14 protein-coding genes are annotated in these 16,885 nt (G+C 68.5%); 9 read left to right on the top strand and 5 right to left on the bottom strand.

Annotation, left to right across the window (positions count from 1 at the left end):
• The 4 genes from BU28_RS0115715 to iolB form a co-directional block, all read left to right on the top strand.
• A partial coding sequence (locus BU28_RS0115715) for a bifunctional 5-dehydro-2-deoxygluconokinase/5-dehydro-2-deoxyphosphogluconate aldolase (RefSeq protein ID WP_036762101.1) occupies positions 1-1,912 on the top strand: 1,912 nt, incomplete at its 5' end.
• A gap of 88 nt (positions 1,913-2,000) precedes the next feature.
• Positions 2,001-3,854, top strand: a complete 1,854-nt coding sequence (gene iolD / locus BU28_RS0115710) for a 3D-(3,5/4)-trihydroxycyclohexane-1,2-dione acylhydrolase (decyclizing) (protein WP_028718539.1) — start codon at positions 2,001-2,003, stop codon at positions 3,852-3,854.
• 11 nt (positions 3,855-3,865) lie between these two features.
• Positions 3,866-4,777: a myo-inosose-2 dehydratase gene (iolE, locus tag BU28_RS0115705; protein ID WP_028718540.1), complete on the top strand. Its 912-nt coding sequence runs from the start codon at positions 3,866-3,868 to the stop codon at positions 4,775-4,777.
• A 98-nt stretch (positions 4,778-4,875) separates the two neighbouring features.
• On the top strand, positions 4,876-5,673 hold the full coding sequence (iolB, locus tag BU28_RS0115700; protein ID WP_028720315.1) for a 5-deoxy-glucuronate isomerase: 798 nt from the start codon (positions 4,876-4,878) through the stop codon (positions 5,671-5,673).
• 134 nt (positions 5,674-5,807) lie between these two features.
• On the opposite strand, the gene BU28_RS0115695 is transcribed toward iolB, so the two are convergent.
• The 3 genes from BU28_RS0115695 to BU28_RS23320 all read right to left on the bottom strand — a co-directional run bounded on the left by BU28_RS0115695 (position 5,808) and on the right by BU28_RS23320 (position 9,577).
• Complete coding sequence (locus tag BU28_RS0115695) at positions 5,808-6,788, bottom strand: GlxA family transcriptional regulator (protein ID WP_028720314.1); 981 nt, start codon at positions 6,786-6,788, stop codon at positions 5,808-5,810.
• Positions 6,789-6,852: 64 nt separating this feature from the next.
• Positions 6,853-8,010, bottom strand: a complete 1,158-nt coding sequence (locus BU28_RS0115690) for an NAD(P)/FAD-dependent oxidoreductase (protein ID WP_028720313.1) — start codon at positions 8,008-8,010, stop codon at positions 6,853-6,855.
• Positions 7,997-9,577 carry an FAD/NAD(P)-dependent oxidoreductase gene (locus tag BU28_RS23320; protein ID WP_036763107.1) on the bottom strand — a complete coding sequence of 527 codons (1,581 nt, stop codon included), beginning with the start codon at positions 9,575-9,577 and terminating at the stop codon, positions 7,997-7,999. The genes BU28_RS0115690 and BU28_RS23320 overlap by 14 nt, the downstream gene beginning before the upstream one ends.
• Before the next feature lie 469 nt (positions 9,578-10,046).
• Between BU28_RS23320 and BU28_RS0115680 the strand changes: the two genes are divergently transcribed.
• The 5 genes from BU28_RS0115680 to BU28_RS0115660 are packed head-to-tail and all read left to right on the top strand — an operon-like array spanning position 10,047 to position 14,373.
• Positions 10,047-10,703, top strand: a complete 657-nt coding sequence (locus tag BU28_RS0115680; protein ID WP_028720312.1) for an ABC transporter permease — start codon at positions 10,047-10,049, stop codon at positions 10,701-10,703.
• Between the two features lie 16 nt (positions 10,704-10,719).
• The gene (locus BU28_RS0115675; RefSeq protein WP_028720311.1) at positions 10,720-11,826 is read left to right on the top strand and encodes an ABC transporter ATP-binding protein; all 1,107 of its coding nucleotides are present in this window, start codon (positions 10,720-10,722) and stop codon (positions 11,824-11,826) included.
• A complete protein-coding gene (locus tag BU28_RS0115670) occupies positions 11,823-12,569 on the top strand; it encodes an ABC transporter permease (RefSeq protein ID WP_233144989.1) in 747 nt (248 codons plus the stop codon). The genes BU28_RS0115675 and BU28_RS0115670 overlap by 4 nt, the downstream gene beginning before the upstream one ends.
• A 28-nt stretch (positions 12,570-12,597) precedes the next feature.
• Positions 12,598-13,479: a glycine betaine ABC transporter substrate-binding protein gene (locus BU28_RS0115665; protein WP_028720309.1), complete on the top strand. Its 882-nt coding sequence runs from the start codon at positions 12,598-12,600 to the stop codon at positions 13,477-13,479.
• A 60-nt stretch (positions 13,480-13,539) separates the two neighbouring features.
• Positions 13,540-14,373, top strand: a complete 834-nt coding sequence (locus tag BU28_RS0115660; protein ID WP_028720308.1) for a nitrilase-related carbon-nitrogen hydrolase — start codon at positions 13,540-13,542, stop codon at positions 14,371-14,373.
• On the opposite strand, the gene BU28_RS0115655 is transcribed toward BU28_RS0115660, so the two are convergent.
• On the bottom strand, positions 14,370-15,392 hold the full coding sequence (locus tag BU28_RS0115655; RefSeq protein WP_028720307.1) for an FAD-binding oxidoreductase: 1,023 nt from the start codon (positions 15,390-15,392) through the stop codon (positions 14,370-14,372). The two genes, BU28_RS0115660 and BU28_RS0115655, sit on opposite strands and share 4 nt — an antisense overlap.
• Complete coding sequence (locus tag BU28_RS0115650; protein WP_028720306.1) at positions 15,389-16,621, bottom strand: aromatic ring-hydroxylating oxygenase subunit alpha; 1,233 nt, start codon at positions 16,619-16,621, stop codon at positions 15,389-15,391. Before BU28_RS0115650 ends, BU28_RS0115655 begins: the two co-directional genes overlap by 4 nt.
• Positions 16,622-16,885: the final 264 nt, after the last annotated feature.

Genomic DNA, 16,885 nt, shown 5'->3' with positions numbered 1-16,885 from the left:
GCTTGACGTTATCACGATTGGCCGTGCGGGGGTTGATTTGTATGGCCAGCAGGTCGGGGGCCGGCTTGAGGACATGGGGTCGTTTGCGAAGTATATCGGGGGCAGTCCCACGAACATCGCCTGCGGGACGGCGCGGCTGGGGCTCAAGTCGGGGCTGATCACGCGGGTGGGCGACGAGCACATGGGCCGCTTCATCCGCGAGCAGCTGGTGCGCGAGGGGGTCGATGTGCGGGGCGTCAGGACCGACCCCGAGCGGCTGACCGCGCTGGTGATCCTGGGGATCCGCGACGAGGACAGCTTTCCGCTGATCTTCTATCGCGAGAACTGCGCCGACATGGCCTTGTGCGAGGACGACATCGACGAGGGGCTGATCGCCGAGACGCGCTCGGTGCTGGCGACGGGGACGCATCTGAGCCATCCGCGCACCGAGGCCGCGGTGATCCGGGCGCTGGAGCTGGCCCGCAAGCACGGGGCGCGGACGGCGCTGGATATCGACTATCGCCCGAACCTCTGGGGCGTGGCAGGCCACGGCGCGGGCGAGAGCCGCTTCGTCGAAAGCGCCGCGGTGACGGCGAAGCTGCAATCGACGCTGCATTTCTTCGACCTGATCGTCGGCACCGAGGAGGAGTTCCACATCGCCGGCGGCAGCACGGACACCATCGCGGCCTTGCGCGCGGTGCGGGCCGTGTCGGACGCCACGCTGGTCTGCAAGCGCGGCGCCAGGGGGGCGGTGGCCTTCGAAGGCGCGATCCCCGCGAGCCTGGACGACGGCGAGACCGGCCCCGGCTTTCCGATCGAGGTGTTCAACGTGCTGGGCGCCGGCGACGGGTTCTTTTCGGGGCTGCTGAAGGGCTGGCTGGACGGCGAGAGCTGGCCCCGGGCGCTGGAATACGCCAATGCCTGCGGCGCCTTCGCGGTCAGCCGCCACGGCTGCACGCCGGCTTATCCGAGCCTCGAGGAACTGCAGTTCTTCCTGCGGCGCGGGGTGGTGCGGCCGGACCTGCGCAACGATCCCGAGCTCGAGCAGATCCACTGGTCGACGAACCGCGCCCGCAACCACGGCGGCGACTGGTCCACGATGCGGGTGTTCGCCTTCGACCACCGCGCCCAGCTCGAGGCGATGCCGGGCTACAGCCCCGAGCAGGGCGGCGCCTTCAAGGAGCTGTGCCTGCAGGCGGCGCTGCGGGTGGCGGACGGTCGGCCGGGCTATGGGATCCTCTGCGACGACCGGATCGGGCGGCGCGCGCTGCATGCGGCCTCGGGCAGCGGGCTCTGGATCGGGCGGCCCTGCGAATGGCCGGGCTCGCGCCCGCTGGCGCTGGAGCCGGCGCTGGGGCCCGATTGCGGCGGGCTGGAGGCCTGGGCGCGCGAGAACGTGGTCAAGGTCCTGTGCTTCTGCCACCCGGACGACGACGCGGCCCTGCGCGCGGATCAGGAGGCGACGGTCAAGCGGCTGTTTGCGGCGGCGCGCCGGAACGGGCTGGAGTTCCTGCTGGAGATCATTCCCTCGAAGGTGGGCCCGGTCGATGACGACACGACCGCCACGCTGATCCGGCAGTTCTACGCCGCGGGGGTCTATCCCGACTGGTGGAAGCTCGAGCCGATGCGGACGCCGGCCGCCTGGGCCGAGGCGGTGGCCGCGATCGAGGATCACGACCGCCATACCCGCGGCATCGTGGTGCTGGGCCTGGATGCGCCCGAGGCGGAGCTGGCGGCGAGCTTTGCCGTCGCGGCGGCCTTTCCGCTGGTGCGCGGCTTTGCCGTCGGGCGCACGATCTTTGGCACGGTGGCGCGGGACTGGCTGGCGGGGAAGATCGGCGACGAGGCGGCGGTCGAGGAGATGGCGGCGCGCTTTGCCCGGCTGAGCGGCCTTTGGGACAAGGCCCGGGCCGGGGCGCGGGTGGCCGCGTGACGGACGGGGGGCGCTGCCCCCCGCACCCCCCGGGGTATTTGGGAAACGATGAAGGACAGGGGCGCCGCGCGCGTCCGGGAGGCAAGGCATGAATGGCGGGACGATCCGGCTGACGGCGGCGCAGGCGATGGTGCGCTGGCTGTCGATGCAGATGACCGACGAGGGCGAGCGCTTCGTCGAGGGCTGTTGGGCGATCTTCGGCCATGGCAACGTGGCCGGCATCGGCGAGGCGCTGCACCAGGGCCAGCACGGCACGCTGTGCGGCAACACGCCCTTTCCGACCTGGCGCGGCCAGAACGAGCAGAGCATGGCCCATGCCGCCATCGCCTGGGCCAAGGCCAAGGCGCGGCGGCGGGCCCATGCGGTGACCAGTTCCATCGGCCCGGGCGCCACGAACATGGTGACGGCGGCGGCGCTGGCGCATGTGAACCGGCTGCCGGTGCTGTTCATCGCGGGCGATGTCTTCGCCAACCGCCGGCCCGACCCGGTCTTGCAGCAAGTCGAGGATTTCGGCGACGGCACGGTCAGCGCCAATGACTGCTTCCGCCCGGTGGTGCGCTATTTCGACCGCATCCAGCGGCCCGAGCAGCTGCTGTCGGCGCTGCCGCGCGCGCTGCGGGTGATGACCGATCCGGCGGACTGCGGGCCGGTCTGCCTGGCCTTTTGCCAGGACGTGCAGGCCGAGGCGTTCGACTGGCCCGAGGATTTCTTTGCCGAGCGGGTCTGGCGCATCCGCCGGCCCGAGCCGGATGCGGCCGAACTGGCCGAGGTCGCCGGGCTGATCCGGGCGGCGACGGCGCCGGTCATCGTCTGCGGCGGCGGCGTGATCTATTCCGGGGCCGAGGACGTGCTGGCGGCGTTTGCCACCCGCCATGGCATTCCCGTCACCGAGACCCAGGCCGGCAAGTCGGCCCTTGCCCAGGCCCATCCGCTGAACCTGGGCGCGGCGGGGGTCGACGGCTCGGCCGCGGCCAATGCGGCGCTCGCCGCGGCGGATCTGGTGATCGGGGTGGGCACAAGGATGCAGGACTTCACCACCGGCTCGCGCACGCTGTTTTCCGGGCGGCTGGTGTCGGTGAACGTGCAGGGCTATGACGCGGCCAAGCATGGCGCGGTGACGCTGGTCTCGGATGCCAGGGTGGCGCTGGAGAAGCTGTCGGCGGCCTTGGGCGATCATCGCGTCGCTTTCGACGGCGCGGGTCGCGCGGCCTGGCTGGCGGCGGTCGATGCCCATTGCGCGGCGCCCGCCGGCGAGGGTGCCCTGCCGACCGACGCCCAGGTGATCGGCGCCGTGCAGCGCGCCGCCCCCGAGGCCATCGCGATGTGCGCGGCGGGCACCATGCCGGGCGCGTTGAAGCTGCTGTGGCAGCCCGCCCAGGGCGGCTATCACATGGAATACGGCTATTCCTGCATGGGCTACGAGATCGCCGGGGCCCTGGGGCTGAAGCTGGCGCGACCGGACCGCGAGGTGGTCTGCTTTGTCGGCGACGGCAGCTACATGATGGCCAACAGCGAGCTGGCGACGGCGGTGATGCGGCGGGTGCCCTTTACCGTGGTCCTGACCGACAACCGCGGCTATGGCTGCATCAACCGCCTGCAGGCCGGGACCGGCGGCGCGGCCTTCAACAACATGTATGTCGACTGCGCCGTCGAGGCGCAGCCGCAGATCGACTATGTCGCCCATGCCGCATCCATGGGCGCCCATGCGGTCAAGGCCGGCAGCATCGCCGACCTGGAGGCCGAGATCGCCGAGGCGCGCTCTCGCGCCATCCCCACGGTCATCGTCATCGACACCACCGCCGCCCCCGGCCCGGGCGACGGGCTGGAGGGCGCCGGCCACTGGTGGGATGTCGCCGTGCCCGAGGTGGGCGATCACGACAGCCTGCGCGACGCCCATGCCAAATATATCGAAAACGCCAGGAAACAGGCGACCGCGAATTGAAAGGAAATCCCATGATCCGCTATGGCACCAATCCCATCGCCTGGGCCAATGACGACGATCCGTCGATCGGCGCCCATATCCCGACCGAACAGATCCTGCACGAGGCGGGCGAGGTCATCGGCTTCGACGGCATCGAGAACGGCCATCGCTGGCCCGACGACCCGCAGGCGCTCAAGGCGCTGCTGGGCCGCTATGGGCTGGTCTTCGTCTCGGGCTGGTATTCGACGGAATTGCTGACCCGCTCGGTCGAGGAGGAGATCGCCGCCGTGCAGGGGCATCTGGCCAAGCTCAAGGCCAATGGCTGCACGGTCTGCATCGCCTGCGAATGTTCGAACACGGTGCACGGGCGTCCCGATGTGGCGGTGAACGACCGGCCCCGGCTGACCGCGGCCGAGATGGCGGACTTCGGCGCGAAGGTCGAGGCCTTCGCGGCCTATCTGGCGGGGCAGGGGATCCGGCTCGCCTATCACCACCACATGGGCACCGTGGTGGAAAGCCCCGAGGAGATCGACGCCTTCATGGCCGCGACCGGCCCGGCCACGCATCTGCTGTTCGACGCCGGCCATTGCACCTTCGGCGGCGGCGACCCCGCGGCGGTGCTGGCGCGCCACGCGTCCCGGGTCGCGCATTTCCATGCCAAGAACATCCGCCCTGAAGTGACGGCGCGGGTGCGGGCCGAGGGGCTGTCGTTCCTGCAGGGCGTCCTGGCCGGGGCCTTTACCGTGCCGGGCGATCCCGAAGGGGCCATCGACTTCGTGCCCCTGCTGCGGATCCTGGCCGGGGCGGGCTATGACGGCTGGCTGGTGATCGAGGCCGAGCAGGACCCCGATCTGCGCAACCCGCTGGAGTATCAGTCGATGGGCCTGAAGGCGCTGAAGGCCGCGGCGCGCGAGGCCGGGCTGGACCAGACCGTGGCTGCCTGAGGGCCGCGGCGGGCGGGGAGGCGCTGCCTCCCCACGGCATCGCGCGATGCGCGACGCCTCCCCTCCGGGGTATTTCGACAACGAGGAAGGACCGGACGATGAACACGCTGTTGCGAAAACCCTTCGGCAGCCACGGCAAGGTGCACGAGATCACCCCGCAATCGGCGGGCTGGCGCTATGTCGGCTTTTCGCTTTACCGGTTGCGGGCGGGCGAGGTTGCGGCCGAGGCGACCGGCGGGCGCGAGGTCATCCTGGTCATGGTCGAGGGCAAGGCCGGTGTCCATGCCGCGGGGCAGGACTGGGGCGTCTTGGGAGACCGCATGGATGTCTTCGAAAGGACGCCGCCGCATTGCCTGTATGTGCCCCCCGGCCAGGACTGGCGCGCCGAGGCCCGGACCGACTGCGTGATCGCGGTCTGCTCGGCCCCCGGCACGGGCGGGCATGCCGCGCGCCGCATCGGCCCGGACGGCATCAGCCTGACCCAGCGCGGCGAGGGGCCGAACACCCGCTTCATCAACAACATCGCCATGGAGGCGGAGGATGTCTGCGACAGCCTGCTGGTGACCGAGGTCTTCACCCCCGCGGGCAACTGGTCGTCCTATCCGAGCCACCGCCATGACGAGGACGATTTCCCCCGCATCACCTATCTGGAGGAGACCTACTACCATCGCCTGAACCCGAGGGACGGCTGGGCGGTGCAGCGCGTCTATACCGACGACGGGTCCCTGGACGAGGTGATGGCGGTCAGGGACGGCGACGTCGCCCTGGTGCCGCGCGGCCATCACCCCTGCGGCGCCCCCCATGGCTTCGAGCTTTACTACCTCAACGTCATGGCAGGACCGAAAAGGGCCTGGCGCTTCGTCCCGGCCCCGGAGGTCAAGCACATGATGAAATGAAGGAAGGAAAGGCGCATGGACCGCAGCCAGACAACAAATCAGCGCCAGCGCGGCAAAACCATCCCGTCGCGCGGTCGCGACGCCCGCACGCACGGCAGGGCAATGCGTGGACCGTCCAGGCAACGCCCCATGTCTCAGGACCGCTTTTCCGTTCGTGCCCTTTCGCGCAATTCGGTCGGGCGCAGCTTGTAAAACTCACGAAACCATTTCGAGAAATGCGAGGTCGAGGCAAAGCCCGCCGCGATGGCGATGTCGATGACCGGTTGCTCGGAATAAAGCAGCATCTCGCGCGCGCGGTCGATGCGCAGCGACAGGTAATAGCGCGCCGGGTTCATGCCCAGGTGGCTGCGGAACTGCCGCTCCAACTGCCGGGCGCTGATGCCGGCGGCGGCAGCCAGAGCCTCGATCTGGACCGGGGTCTCCATATTGGCCTGCATCACCCGGATCGCGCGCTGCATGGTGCGGGGCAACGCGCCCATCTGCTGCAAGCGGCCGCCCTGCTGGTTTTCATGCGCGTCGCGGATGCGTTCGTGGTGGAACTGGTTCGCCACCCCACGTGCCAGGTCCATGCCGTGGCGGTCGGCGATGATATGCAGCATCAGGTCCATGGCTGCCGTACCGCCCGAACAAGTCAGCCGGTTGCGGTCGATTTCATACAGCGTGTCGGTGACGGCCAGATGCGGAAAATCCTCTTCGAAGGCGGCGCGGTTTTCCCAGTGGATGGTGCAGCGATAGCCGTCCAGCAGCCCGGCGCGCGCCAGCAGATAGCTGGCGGTCGACAGCGCGCCGATGGCACGGCTGCGATGCGCCGCCCGGCGCAGGGCGCCAAGATAGGGGCGTTCGTCCTGCGGATCGACGCGCACGCCGCCGCAGACGAACAGCGCGTGGCAGTCCTCGAGCGCCTGATCGAAGGGCCGGGCGGAAAACGGCACCCCGTTCGAGGCGATCACCGGCGCGCCGTCCAGGCTGCACAGGTCCCAGCGGAACGCCTCGCGCCCCAGGAGCCGGTTGGCCGAACGCAGCGGCTCGGTGGCCGAGGCCAGGCTCATCATTGACATGTCGTCGATCATCAGAAAGGCGAAGCGCAGGGGTTCGCCGACATTATGGTAGAACATCACAGGGTCCTGCTTGCGATGTGCCATGATGGGCCGCCCCGCGCGCGCGCTGCAAGACGGATCGTCAGACGGTCGCAAGGCCGCCCGGCAGCCAGCCCTGCAATGCCGCCCAATCGGGCTCCAGCCGGCTGAAGCGGTCCAGCCGACATGATCCGAGGTCGGCAAAATCGCAGGCGCCGTCAGTCACCAGCTGCGCCAGCGCCCGGCCGCTGGCCGGCGACAGGCCAAAGCCCACGCCCGACAGCGAGCCGACCGTCAGGTTCGCCCAAGGGGCGGGGCGGTCCAGCACCGGGCGGCCGTCGGGCGTGTTCTCGATGATCCCGGCCCAGCTGCGGATGACGCGGGCATGGGCGGCCTTTGGCAAAAGCTGCGCCAGCCGCCGGGCGATGCTGCACGCCAGCGGGGTCGAGGGGCGCGGCCCGCCCGGCACAGCCTCGGTTTCCACCCATTCATGGGGGCCGCCGCCATAGGCCAGGTTGCCGCGCAGGGTCTGGCGGCCGTAAAGCCCGTTGCCGTCGATCCCGCCCAGGGGCATCGGCGGCAGCGGCTCGGTCACGATCATCTCGGCCCGCGCCGCGCGCATGGGGATGTCCACGTCCAGCAGTGCGGCCAGCCGGCTGGTCTGAGGACCGGCGGCGATGACCAGATGGTCGCAGCCGAAACTGCCCTGGTCGGTCTGAACCGCCGTGACCCGGTCGCCCGAGCGGGCAAAGCCGGTGACGGTGAAGTGCTGGCGCACCCGCCCGCCGCGGTCGCGGATCGCCCAGGCATAGGCCTGCACGGTGCGGTGCGGGTTCGCGTGGCCGCCGAAATGATAATAGTGCCCGGCAAAGACGTTGTCGCCCGCCAGCGGCACCAGCTCGCGCACCTGCCGGGCGTCCAGTTCGTCGGCGCGAAAGCCCTGCCTGCGGGCATTGGTAACCGCGCGGCCGTAAAGCGTATATTGTTCGGGCGACAGCGCGATGCGGATGCGGTCCGGCACGAATTCGGTCGGATGGCCCAGCAGCTGGTCCATCATTGGCCACAGCCGCTGTTCCTCGGCGAACAGCGGGCTGTGGTGGTGCGAACAGCCGCCGCCATTGCGGCCCGACGCCTCCCACCCGACGATGCCGCGTTCCAGCACCAGCACGTCGACGCCGGCCTCGGCCAGCCAGAAGGCGGTGGAAAGCCCGGTGACGCCGCCGCCGACGACGACGACCGAGGCGCCCTTATTCGCTGACATGGTCTTTCTCCGTGGCAAGACTTGCGACCGTGTAGTGCGGCTCGACATCCCAGAAGGGCACCCATTGCCGCGGCATGCCGAACCAGCTGTCCCAGACCTCGGCGATGGCGGGGTCTTCGGGCAGGGTGGCATCGGTCAGGGTCAGCGGCCGCACCGGGCTGCGATAGCCGGCCAGCGGCACCGCGCCCAGGGCCAGATCCTGCTGCAAGGCCAGCAGCGCCTGGATCTGTTCGCGGCAGCGCCGGCCCTGGCAAGGCCCCATGCCGGCGCGGGTCAGGCGCTTGACCTGGTCGGGGTCGGGCGGACCGTCGCCCAGGATCTGGCTCAGGCTGCGGGTTTCGTTGCCGACCGGTGGCAGCTTCAGATAGCGCGGCGGGCGGACCTCCAGGATCTCGCGCGCCGTCACCTCCTCGCACTGACAGACGGGCATCTCGGCAATGGCCTCGACGACCGAGGCGCGGACCCAAGCCTTGCGATACCGGCCGATGTCGGGACCCGCGGGCGGGCGAGGCAGGTCGGCGGCCGAGGCGGCGCCCAGGTCCAGCGCCGCCAGCGCCGCGTCGGCCGCCGCCTCGCCCTCGGCCCGCGCGATGGCGTCATCGGCGGATTTCGCGGCCCAGATGCCGGTGCAATCGCCCGCCGCGCGGATGCCGGGCAGGCTGGTCTGCAAGCCCGCGTCCAGCAGCGGGACAAAGCCGCTGCGATCATCGTCAAAGACGCAGCGCGCCCCGGCGGCCTGCAGCAGGTCAATCATCGGCACCGCGCCCACGCCCAGCAGCACCGTGTCGCAGGCGATGTGGCGATTGCGCAGGGTCAGGCCGGTCACGCCGCCGGCATCCGAGGTGACGCCGCGCGGCGCCTCGTTGCACAGGAACGCGACGCCCTGCGCCTGCAACGCGGCGGCCAGGTCGGATGCCGGCGGCGCGGCCGCCTGTTCGACCACCGCGGCGATCTGCACGCCCGCCGCGATCAGGTCGCGCGCGGCCAGCAGCGCCTCGGCGCCAGATCCCAGCATGACCGCGCGCCGGCCGTCGAAGGCACCGTAAAGCCGCGCCAGCGCCACCGCGGCCGAGGCGCCGGTCACCCCCGGCAGGTCCCAGCCCGGAAAGGCCAGCCCCATGTCGCGCCGCCCGGTCGCCACGATCACCTGATCGGCCTGCACCAGCTGGTTGCCGGTGTCGGCATCCGCCAGCCCCGCGACCAGCCCCGGCATCCAGCCCAGATTGGCCTGGTTGGCGAACAGCCCCCAGCAGGCCGCGCCCGGCCGCAGGTCGACGCCCAGATCGAACAGCGCGGCCAGGTCGGGGCGGGCGTCCAGTATCCGCTCTATCATCGCGTTGCGGTTGCGCAGCACGCCGCCCATGCGGCCGCCCCAGATCTGCGGCACGCTTTCGCCCATCACCTCGAACGGCACCGGGTTTTCATCGACCAGCATCACCGAGGCGCCACCCTGGTGCAGTCGGCGGGCGGCGGCAATGCCGGCCGGACCGGCACCGACGACCAGTGCCTGCACCTGATGTGCGATTTCAAGGCGTTTGCCGGTGACCGAGCGCGGGTCAATCGTCATCCATGGTCCTTTCCCTGCTGGGGCGCGTCCCGTGCTTGACAGGCGCCCTGACGGCTTGGCCCAATCCTTGACGAGGGGCGCGGCGTCCAAGGCCGCGCTTCCGACTTTGGACGCAAGGAAACCGACATTGCGCATGGACATTCCCCGGCGGGCACAGGCACAGGAAAGCCCCGGCCGGGCAAGTCAGGCCGACACCTGCGGCGCACGAGACCTGATAAGGATGGGATTAATTCAGCATTATCATGCAGATGATTGCCGCATATCCTTGGTGCCGCGCCATATCGCGTGCTCACACCCCTGATCACCCCGATTTTTCCGCGCACCCCGACAATGTCGAAAACATTTCTCTGCGTGTCGGAAACCTGCGTGGCGCACTGCGGAAACTGCGGCTGTAATCAGGGCATGGGCGCCGCTGGACCCATCCCCATGCCACCGGCCAACCGCGCCCTGGAAGCTTTCGGAGAGACTGATGGAGACGCTTAGGTTCGCGCTCGACAACCTGCCGCAGATCCTGGACCGCACGGTCGAGCATGTCTCGCTGGTCGGCGCCGCCATCCTGATCGCCATTGCGACCGGGGTGCCCATCGGCATCGCCGTCACCCAGAACGCCACCATCGCCCGGCGGGTGCTCTATGTGGCGGCGATCATCATGACGATCCCGTCCATCGCCTTCTTCGGCATCCTGATCCCGATCCTTGCGCCCTTTGGCCATGGCATCGGCTATCTGCCGGCGCTGGTCGCGCTGGTGTTCTATTCGCAGCTGCCGATCATCCGGAACACCTATACCGCGATCATGAACATCGACCCGGCGCTGCGCGACGCGGCGCGCGGCATGGGCATGACTGCGCTGCAACGGCTGTGGCAGGTCGAGATCCCGATGGCGATGCCGGTGATCCTGACCGGGGTGCGCAACGCCGTGGTGCTGACCATCGCCATCGCCGCCATCGCGACCTATATCGGCGCCGGGGGCCTGGGCACCTTCATCTCGCGCGGGATCTCGCAGACCGACCCGCGCCAGCTGATCACCGGCGCGGTCGCGGTCAGCCTGCTGGCGATTGCCGCCGACCTTTTTCTGCTGCTGCTGCAACGGCTGCTGACCTCGCCCGGCCTGCGCTCGCGCCATTGAACGAACAGGACAACCGATGATCCGCCTGGAAAACGTCACCAAGACCTTTGAAAGCTACATGGCCGTGGACAATGTCAGCTTCGAGGTCCCCGAGGGCGAGATCTGCGTGCTGCTGGGTCCGTCCGGCTGCGGCAAGACCACGACCATGCGCATGATCAACCGCCTGACCGAACTCAGTTCCGGCCGCATCCTGATCGGCGGCCAGGACATCATGTCGGTGCCCGCGACCCGGCTGCGGCGCGGCATCGGCTATGTCATCCAGCAGATCGGCCTGTTCCCCAACAAGACCATCGAGGACAACATCTGCACCGTCCCCGACCTTCTGGGCATGGACCGCAAAGCCTCGCGCAAGCGGGCGCACGAGCTGCTGGAAATGGTGGCACTGGACCCCGCCGTCTTTGCCCGGCGCTATCCCAAGCAGCTGTCGGGCGGCCAGCAGCAGCGCGTCGGCGTGATCCGGGCGCTGGCCGCCGACCCGCCGGTCCTGCTGATGGACGAACCCTTCGGCGCCATCGACCCGATCAACCGCGCCGTCATCCAGGACGAATTCCTGAAGCTGCAATCGACGCTGAAAAAGACGGTGATCTTTGTCAGCCACGACATCGACGAGGCGGTCAAGATGGCCTCGCGCATCGCCATTTTCCGCGCCGGCAAGCTGGTGCAGTACGACACGCCCGACAATATCCTGGCGCATCCCATCGACGATTTCGTGGCCGATTTCGTCGGCGGCGACCGCACGCTGAAGCGGCTGCAACTGGTCCGCGTGGCCGACGCCATGCAGGCAGACCCGCCGCGCGTGCTGGCCGAAACCCCGGTGGCCGAGGCGCTGGCCCTGATGGCCGCTCACGACCACCAGTCCGTGGTGATGACCGGGCCGCGCGGCCGGGCGCGCGGGCTGGTGCGGCGCGCGCAGTTGCAGGGCGCGGTGGGCACGGTGGGCGATCACTATGAACGCCTGCCCTGCACGATCCAGGTCGACGACACCTTGCGCAACGCGGTGTCGATGATGTTTTCCAACGACCAGACCTGGCTGCCTTGCGTGGACCCGGACGGGTTCTATCGCGGCTACCTGACCCAGCGCGGCATCACCCACCTGCTGGGCGCCACCTATCGGGACGCATGACGATGAAGGGCGCGCATCTGGCGAGTTTCTTCATGCAGGCGCTGCGGCTGGGGGGCTATGGCCTGATCTTTCTGGGCGGCATCTGGTTTCACGCCAGCGGCGCCATGGCCGCGATGGCCGAATATGCCGAGGATATCCGCTATCTGACCGTCCAGCACCTGCAGCTGACGGCGATCTCGGGCGCACTGGCCATCGTGACCGGCATCCCCATCGGCGTGGCGCTGGCGCGCCGGTCGCTGGGCATCCTGGGACCGGTGGTGGCGCAGGTGGTGAACCTGGGGACCACGATCCCGACGCTGGCGATCCTGGCCCTGGCGATGACGGTGATGGGCCTGGGCACGCCGCCCGCGATCTTTGGCCTGACCGTGCTGACGCTGCTGCCCATCGTGCTGAACACCATCGCCGGCATCAAAAGCGTGCCGCCCGCGCTGATCGACGCGGCGCGCGGCATGGGCATGACCGGCTGGCAGATCCTGTGGAAGGTCGAGCTGCCCTATGCGCTGTTTGTGATCTTTGCCGGCATCCGCACGGCGCTGGCGATCAACATCGGCACCGTGCCGCTGGCCTTCCTGATCGGCGGCGGGGGCCTGGGTGAGCTGATCTTTACCGGCATCGACCTGATGGAGCCGGGATTGCTATTGGCCGGCGCAATCCCGACCGCCCTGCTGGCCGTGGCCGTCGACCTGCTGGGCGCGCAGGCCCAGTACTGGCTGGTGCCCAAGGGCATCAACCCGCTGCGCTGAAACCATAAAACCAACAGTGGAGAGAAGCATGACCCTAAAACGCCTTTTCGCCAGCGCCCTTGTCGCGCTTGGCCTGGCCCTTCCTGCCGCCGCGGCGCCCTTGGTCGTGGGCGGCAAGAACTTCACCGAACAGCAGCTGATCGCCGAGATCACCACCCAGCTCTTGAAATCCAAGGGCTTCGAGGTCGACAAGCGTGCAGGCCTTGGCACCGCGCCGCTGCGCCAGGCGCTCGAGGCCGGGCAGATCGACCTTTACTGGGAATATACCGGCACCTCGCTCATCACCTTCAACAAGATCGAAGAGAAGATGGACGCCGAGCAGACCTATGCCAAGGTCAAGGAGCTTGACGGCGAAAAGGGCCTGGTCTGGCTGAACCCGTCCAAGGTGAACTCGACCTATGCCATCGCCATGCGCGCGGCAGATGCCAAGGAAAGGGGCATCGCCACGATCTCGGACCTGGCGGCCAAGATCAACGGTGGCGAGGCGCTGACCTTCGGCAGCAACGCCGAATTCTACGCCCGGCCGGACGGGCTGAAGCCGCTGGAAAAGCTGTATGGCTTTGAATACGGCCGCGCCAACGTTAAGCGCATGGACACCGGACTGGTCTATCAGGCGCTCAAGGACGGGCAGGTCGACAGCGGGCAGGTCTTTGCCACCGACGGACGCATCCCGGCCTTCGACTTCGTGGTCCTCAAGGACGACAAGGGGTATTTCCCCAGCTATGCAATGACCCCGGTCGTGCGCAAGGACATCCTGGACGCCAACCCGCAGTTGGCCGACCTGCTGAACGACCTGTCGGGCCGCTTGGACGACGCGGCGATGATGGCGCTGAACAGCCAAGTGGACGTAAAAAAGAAATCGGTCGAAGGGGTGGCCTCGGACTTCCTCGAGGCCCAAGGCATGATCTGATCCCGCTTTGGGGCCTGCGTTTCGTCGCACAGGCCCCCTCTTTTTGCCGAAAGTCTCGCCATGTCCTGCCTGACCGTCGCCGCCGCGCAGATCGCCTGCGAACCGGGCGATATTGTCGCGAACCTTTCCCTGCATCTTGATGCCATCTCGGACGCCCGGCGGCGCGGGGTGGGGCTGCTGGTTTTCCCGGAACTGTCGCTGACCGACTACCTGTCGCGGCCCGACACGGGCCGGCTGGCCCGGCGGCTGGACGATGCCGAGCCTGCCGCCATCGCTCGCGCGGCCGGCGACATGGCGGTGTCCTTCGGCATGATCCTGGCCGAGCATGGGGCCGTCTTCAATGCACAGGTGCTGGTTGGCACCGGCGGCGCGCCTGCGGTCCATCGCAAGCTGAACCTGCCGCATTACGGCAATCTTTGCGAGGCAGATCATTATGACGCAGGCCAAAAGCTTGATGTTTTTGAGACCTGCGCCGGGCGCCTTTCGACGCTGATCTGTGCCGACAGCTGGAATCCGGCGCTGGTCTGGCTGGCGGCGCAGCAGGCGCCCGACCTGCTGGTGCAACCCATCGCTTCTGCCCGGGGCGCGGTCGGGGTCGAATTCGACAATCCCACAAGCTGGCGCATCAACCTGCGCCACACGGCAATGACATACGGCCCGCCGACGATCATGTGCAACCATTGCGGCACACGCGGCGGGCTGGAGTTCTGGGGCGGCTCGCGCATCCTGGACGCCTTTGGCCGCGAACTGATCGAACTGGACGATGCGCCAGGGCTGGCCGTGGCCGAGATCGACCCGGCCATGACCCTGCGCGCCCGCGCCCTGCTGCCGACGGTCCGCGACGCGAACCCGGCGCTGATCGCCACGCTGATGCGGGCTGGCGGGCTGGCCTAGGCCAGCGCCACCGCGATATCCGACAGGGCGCGGCTGGAGCAGGCAAGGATATAGCCCTGGGCCTGTTCCTCGGGCGTGATGCCGCCGTTCGCGGCCATAGCGACCTGGCCTGAAACCAGCTTCACCATGCAGGTTCCGCACATGCCCTCGCCGCAGCCGCAGGGGATGATGACGCCGTGGCGCAGGCTGGCCTGCAGCACGCTTTCATCCGGGCGGATCGCCACGTCGCGGCCGGCTACCGTCATCGCGAAGGCAGCGCCGCCGGCAGGAACGGGATCGGGGGTGGCCGGGACGACCGGTGCCCCGCCGAAGCTTTCGGTATGGAACCGCGCCTTGTCGCCGCCCTCGGCCGCGTGGATCAGCCGCGCCTCCGTCATGAAGCCCTGGGGCCCGCAGCAGAACACCTCGCGCCGGCCCAGATCGGGCAGCGCAGCGGCCAGCAGGGTGCGCGAGATGCGGCCGCGATAGCCGAACCAGCCGGGCACCGGGCGGCTGACGCTGACCGCCACGCTGAGGTTCGGCATCCGCGCCTGCAATTCGGCCAGTTCGGCGGCGAACAGCACCTCGGCCGGCGCGCGGGCGGCGTGGAACCAGGCCACATCGGCCAGCGGCTCGGTATCGGCCAGATGGCGCAGCATTGCGATCATCGGCGTCGCCCCCGACCCGCCCGAGACGAAGGCCAGCCGGTCCCGGCTGCGCAGGCCCAGCGTGAAATGCCCGCGCGGCCTGCGTGCCTGGATCATCACGCCGGGGGTCAGGTTCGCATGCAACCAGCGCGTGGCGCCGGCGTCGCCCTGCGCCTTGATCGTCAGTTGCAATGCGCCATCCGCCCCGCCCGAGATGGTGAAGGTCCGCCAGACCGCGCCCCCGGGCAGCGGCACGTTCAGCACCAGCACCTGGCCGGGGACATAGTCCACGGGTGCCGCTCCGCGCAGGCGAAAGCTGCGGATCGTCGGGGTTTCATCCGCCACGCCAACACAGGTCAGGTCCAGCAGTCCGGCATCGCTTGGCATGGTCATTCCGCCGCTATCCGTGCCGAGGGCCCGCCGATGTGATCGGCCATCTTGCCCGCATACCAGTCCGAGAAATTCCGCAGCATGAATTCGGAGGGCGCATAGGGGCCGGGCTTGTAGGCGCGGGACAGGATGCCGCGATGGTTGTTCTCGGCCAGGACGCGGTCCTCGTCGTTGGTGGCGGTCCAGACCTCGGTCAGGCGCCGGATGTCGTAATCGACGCCCTCGACGGCGTCCTCGTGCACCAGCCATGTCGTCTTGACGGCGGTGCGGTTGGCCGACAGCGGCAGGACGCGGAAATGGATGATGTGGTCGGACAGGAAATGGTTCCAGTTGTTCGGCACCCGGAACATCCGCACCGACCCCAGGTCCGGCTCGGTGAAATCGGCCAGCAGCTTGTTGCAGGCGAGCCCCCCGTCCATGGTGAAGGACAGGCAGTTTTCGTTGAAGGGCAGGCGGATGCAGCGGAACTCGAGCCCGCCGTCCGCCGGCCGATGCGGCAGGCCCAGCCGATTCCAGCGGTCGGTCGAACGGTCCATCAGGCCCTGGAACTGCCGCGCCACCAGCGGATCGTCGGGCAGTGCGAATTCGACCAGCGTGACCAGCAGTTCCGGGTGGTTGCCGGCGCAGTGATAACATTCGCGGTTGTTCTCGATCACCAACTTCCAGTTCGCTTCCTCGACGATAGTGGTCGAAAAGGCGACCTTGGTGCGATCGGGCCTGTGCGGTTCGATATAGGGCGTGACGCCCGCGCGGAACGCGGCCAGCGACGGCGGCTGGTCGGCGATGCAGACATAGACCATGCCGCAGATCACCTCGACATGGACCGGGGCAAGGCCGTGGGCCGCCTTGTCGAAACCCTCGGGCATCTGGCGGGCGTTGATCAGCCTGCCGTCCAGTTCATAGACCCACTGGTGATAGGGGCAGACCAGCCGGTTCGCGCGACCCTGTTCCTTCTGGCAGATCAGCGATCCGCGATGGCGGCAGGTGTTGTGGAATGCCGCCACCGCGCCGTCGCGGTTGCGCAGCACGACGATGGGATTGTCGCCGATCTGCAGGGTGACATAGTCGCCCGGGCGCGGGATCTCGGCCAGGTTGCAGGCGAACAGCCAGTCGGTTTCGAACACCGCGGCCATGTCGGCCTTGAAGATCTCGTCATCGACATAGAAATCGCGCGGCAAGGCGTAGCCGGGTTTGCGTTCCTGCAAGAGGCGGGCGAGTCTTTCGTTCAGCATCCAGGGCTTCTTTCGCGGGGGCCTGTCGGCAGATGGGTCCGGTTCAGGTTGACCACGCAGCCCGGATGCACAGGGCCGCGAATCCGTCATTCAGGGCCAGAAATTCGTCAGTCACCTTGGTCCCAGTCCGTCAACCGGGCCGCGCCGAAAGGGGAAAGGCGCGGTTCAGGAATGCAGGCTCCATTCTGAATGCACCAGTCCTGCGGGGCAGGGTTCGTCATGGTGCCTCCAGTCGTATCAGTTCATCTCGAAACGCTTCTGTGG

Origin of the sequence: Paracoccus yeei ATCC BAA-599 (assembly GCF_000622145.1) — a bacterium.
Taxonomy (GTDB): domain Bacteria; phylum Pseudomonadota; class Alphaproteobacteria; order Rhodobacterales; family Rhodobacteraceae; genus Paracoccus; species Paracoccus yeei.
Note: the sequence above shows the minus strand (reverse complement) of the source record. Positions and strands in the feature narration are given on the sequence as shown.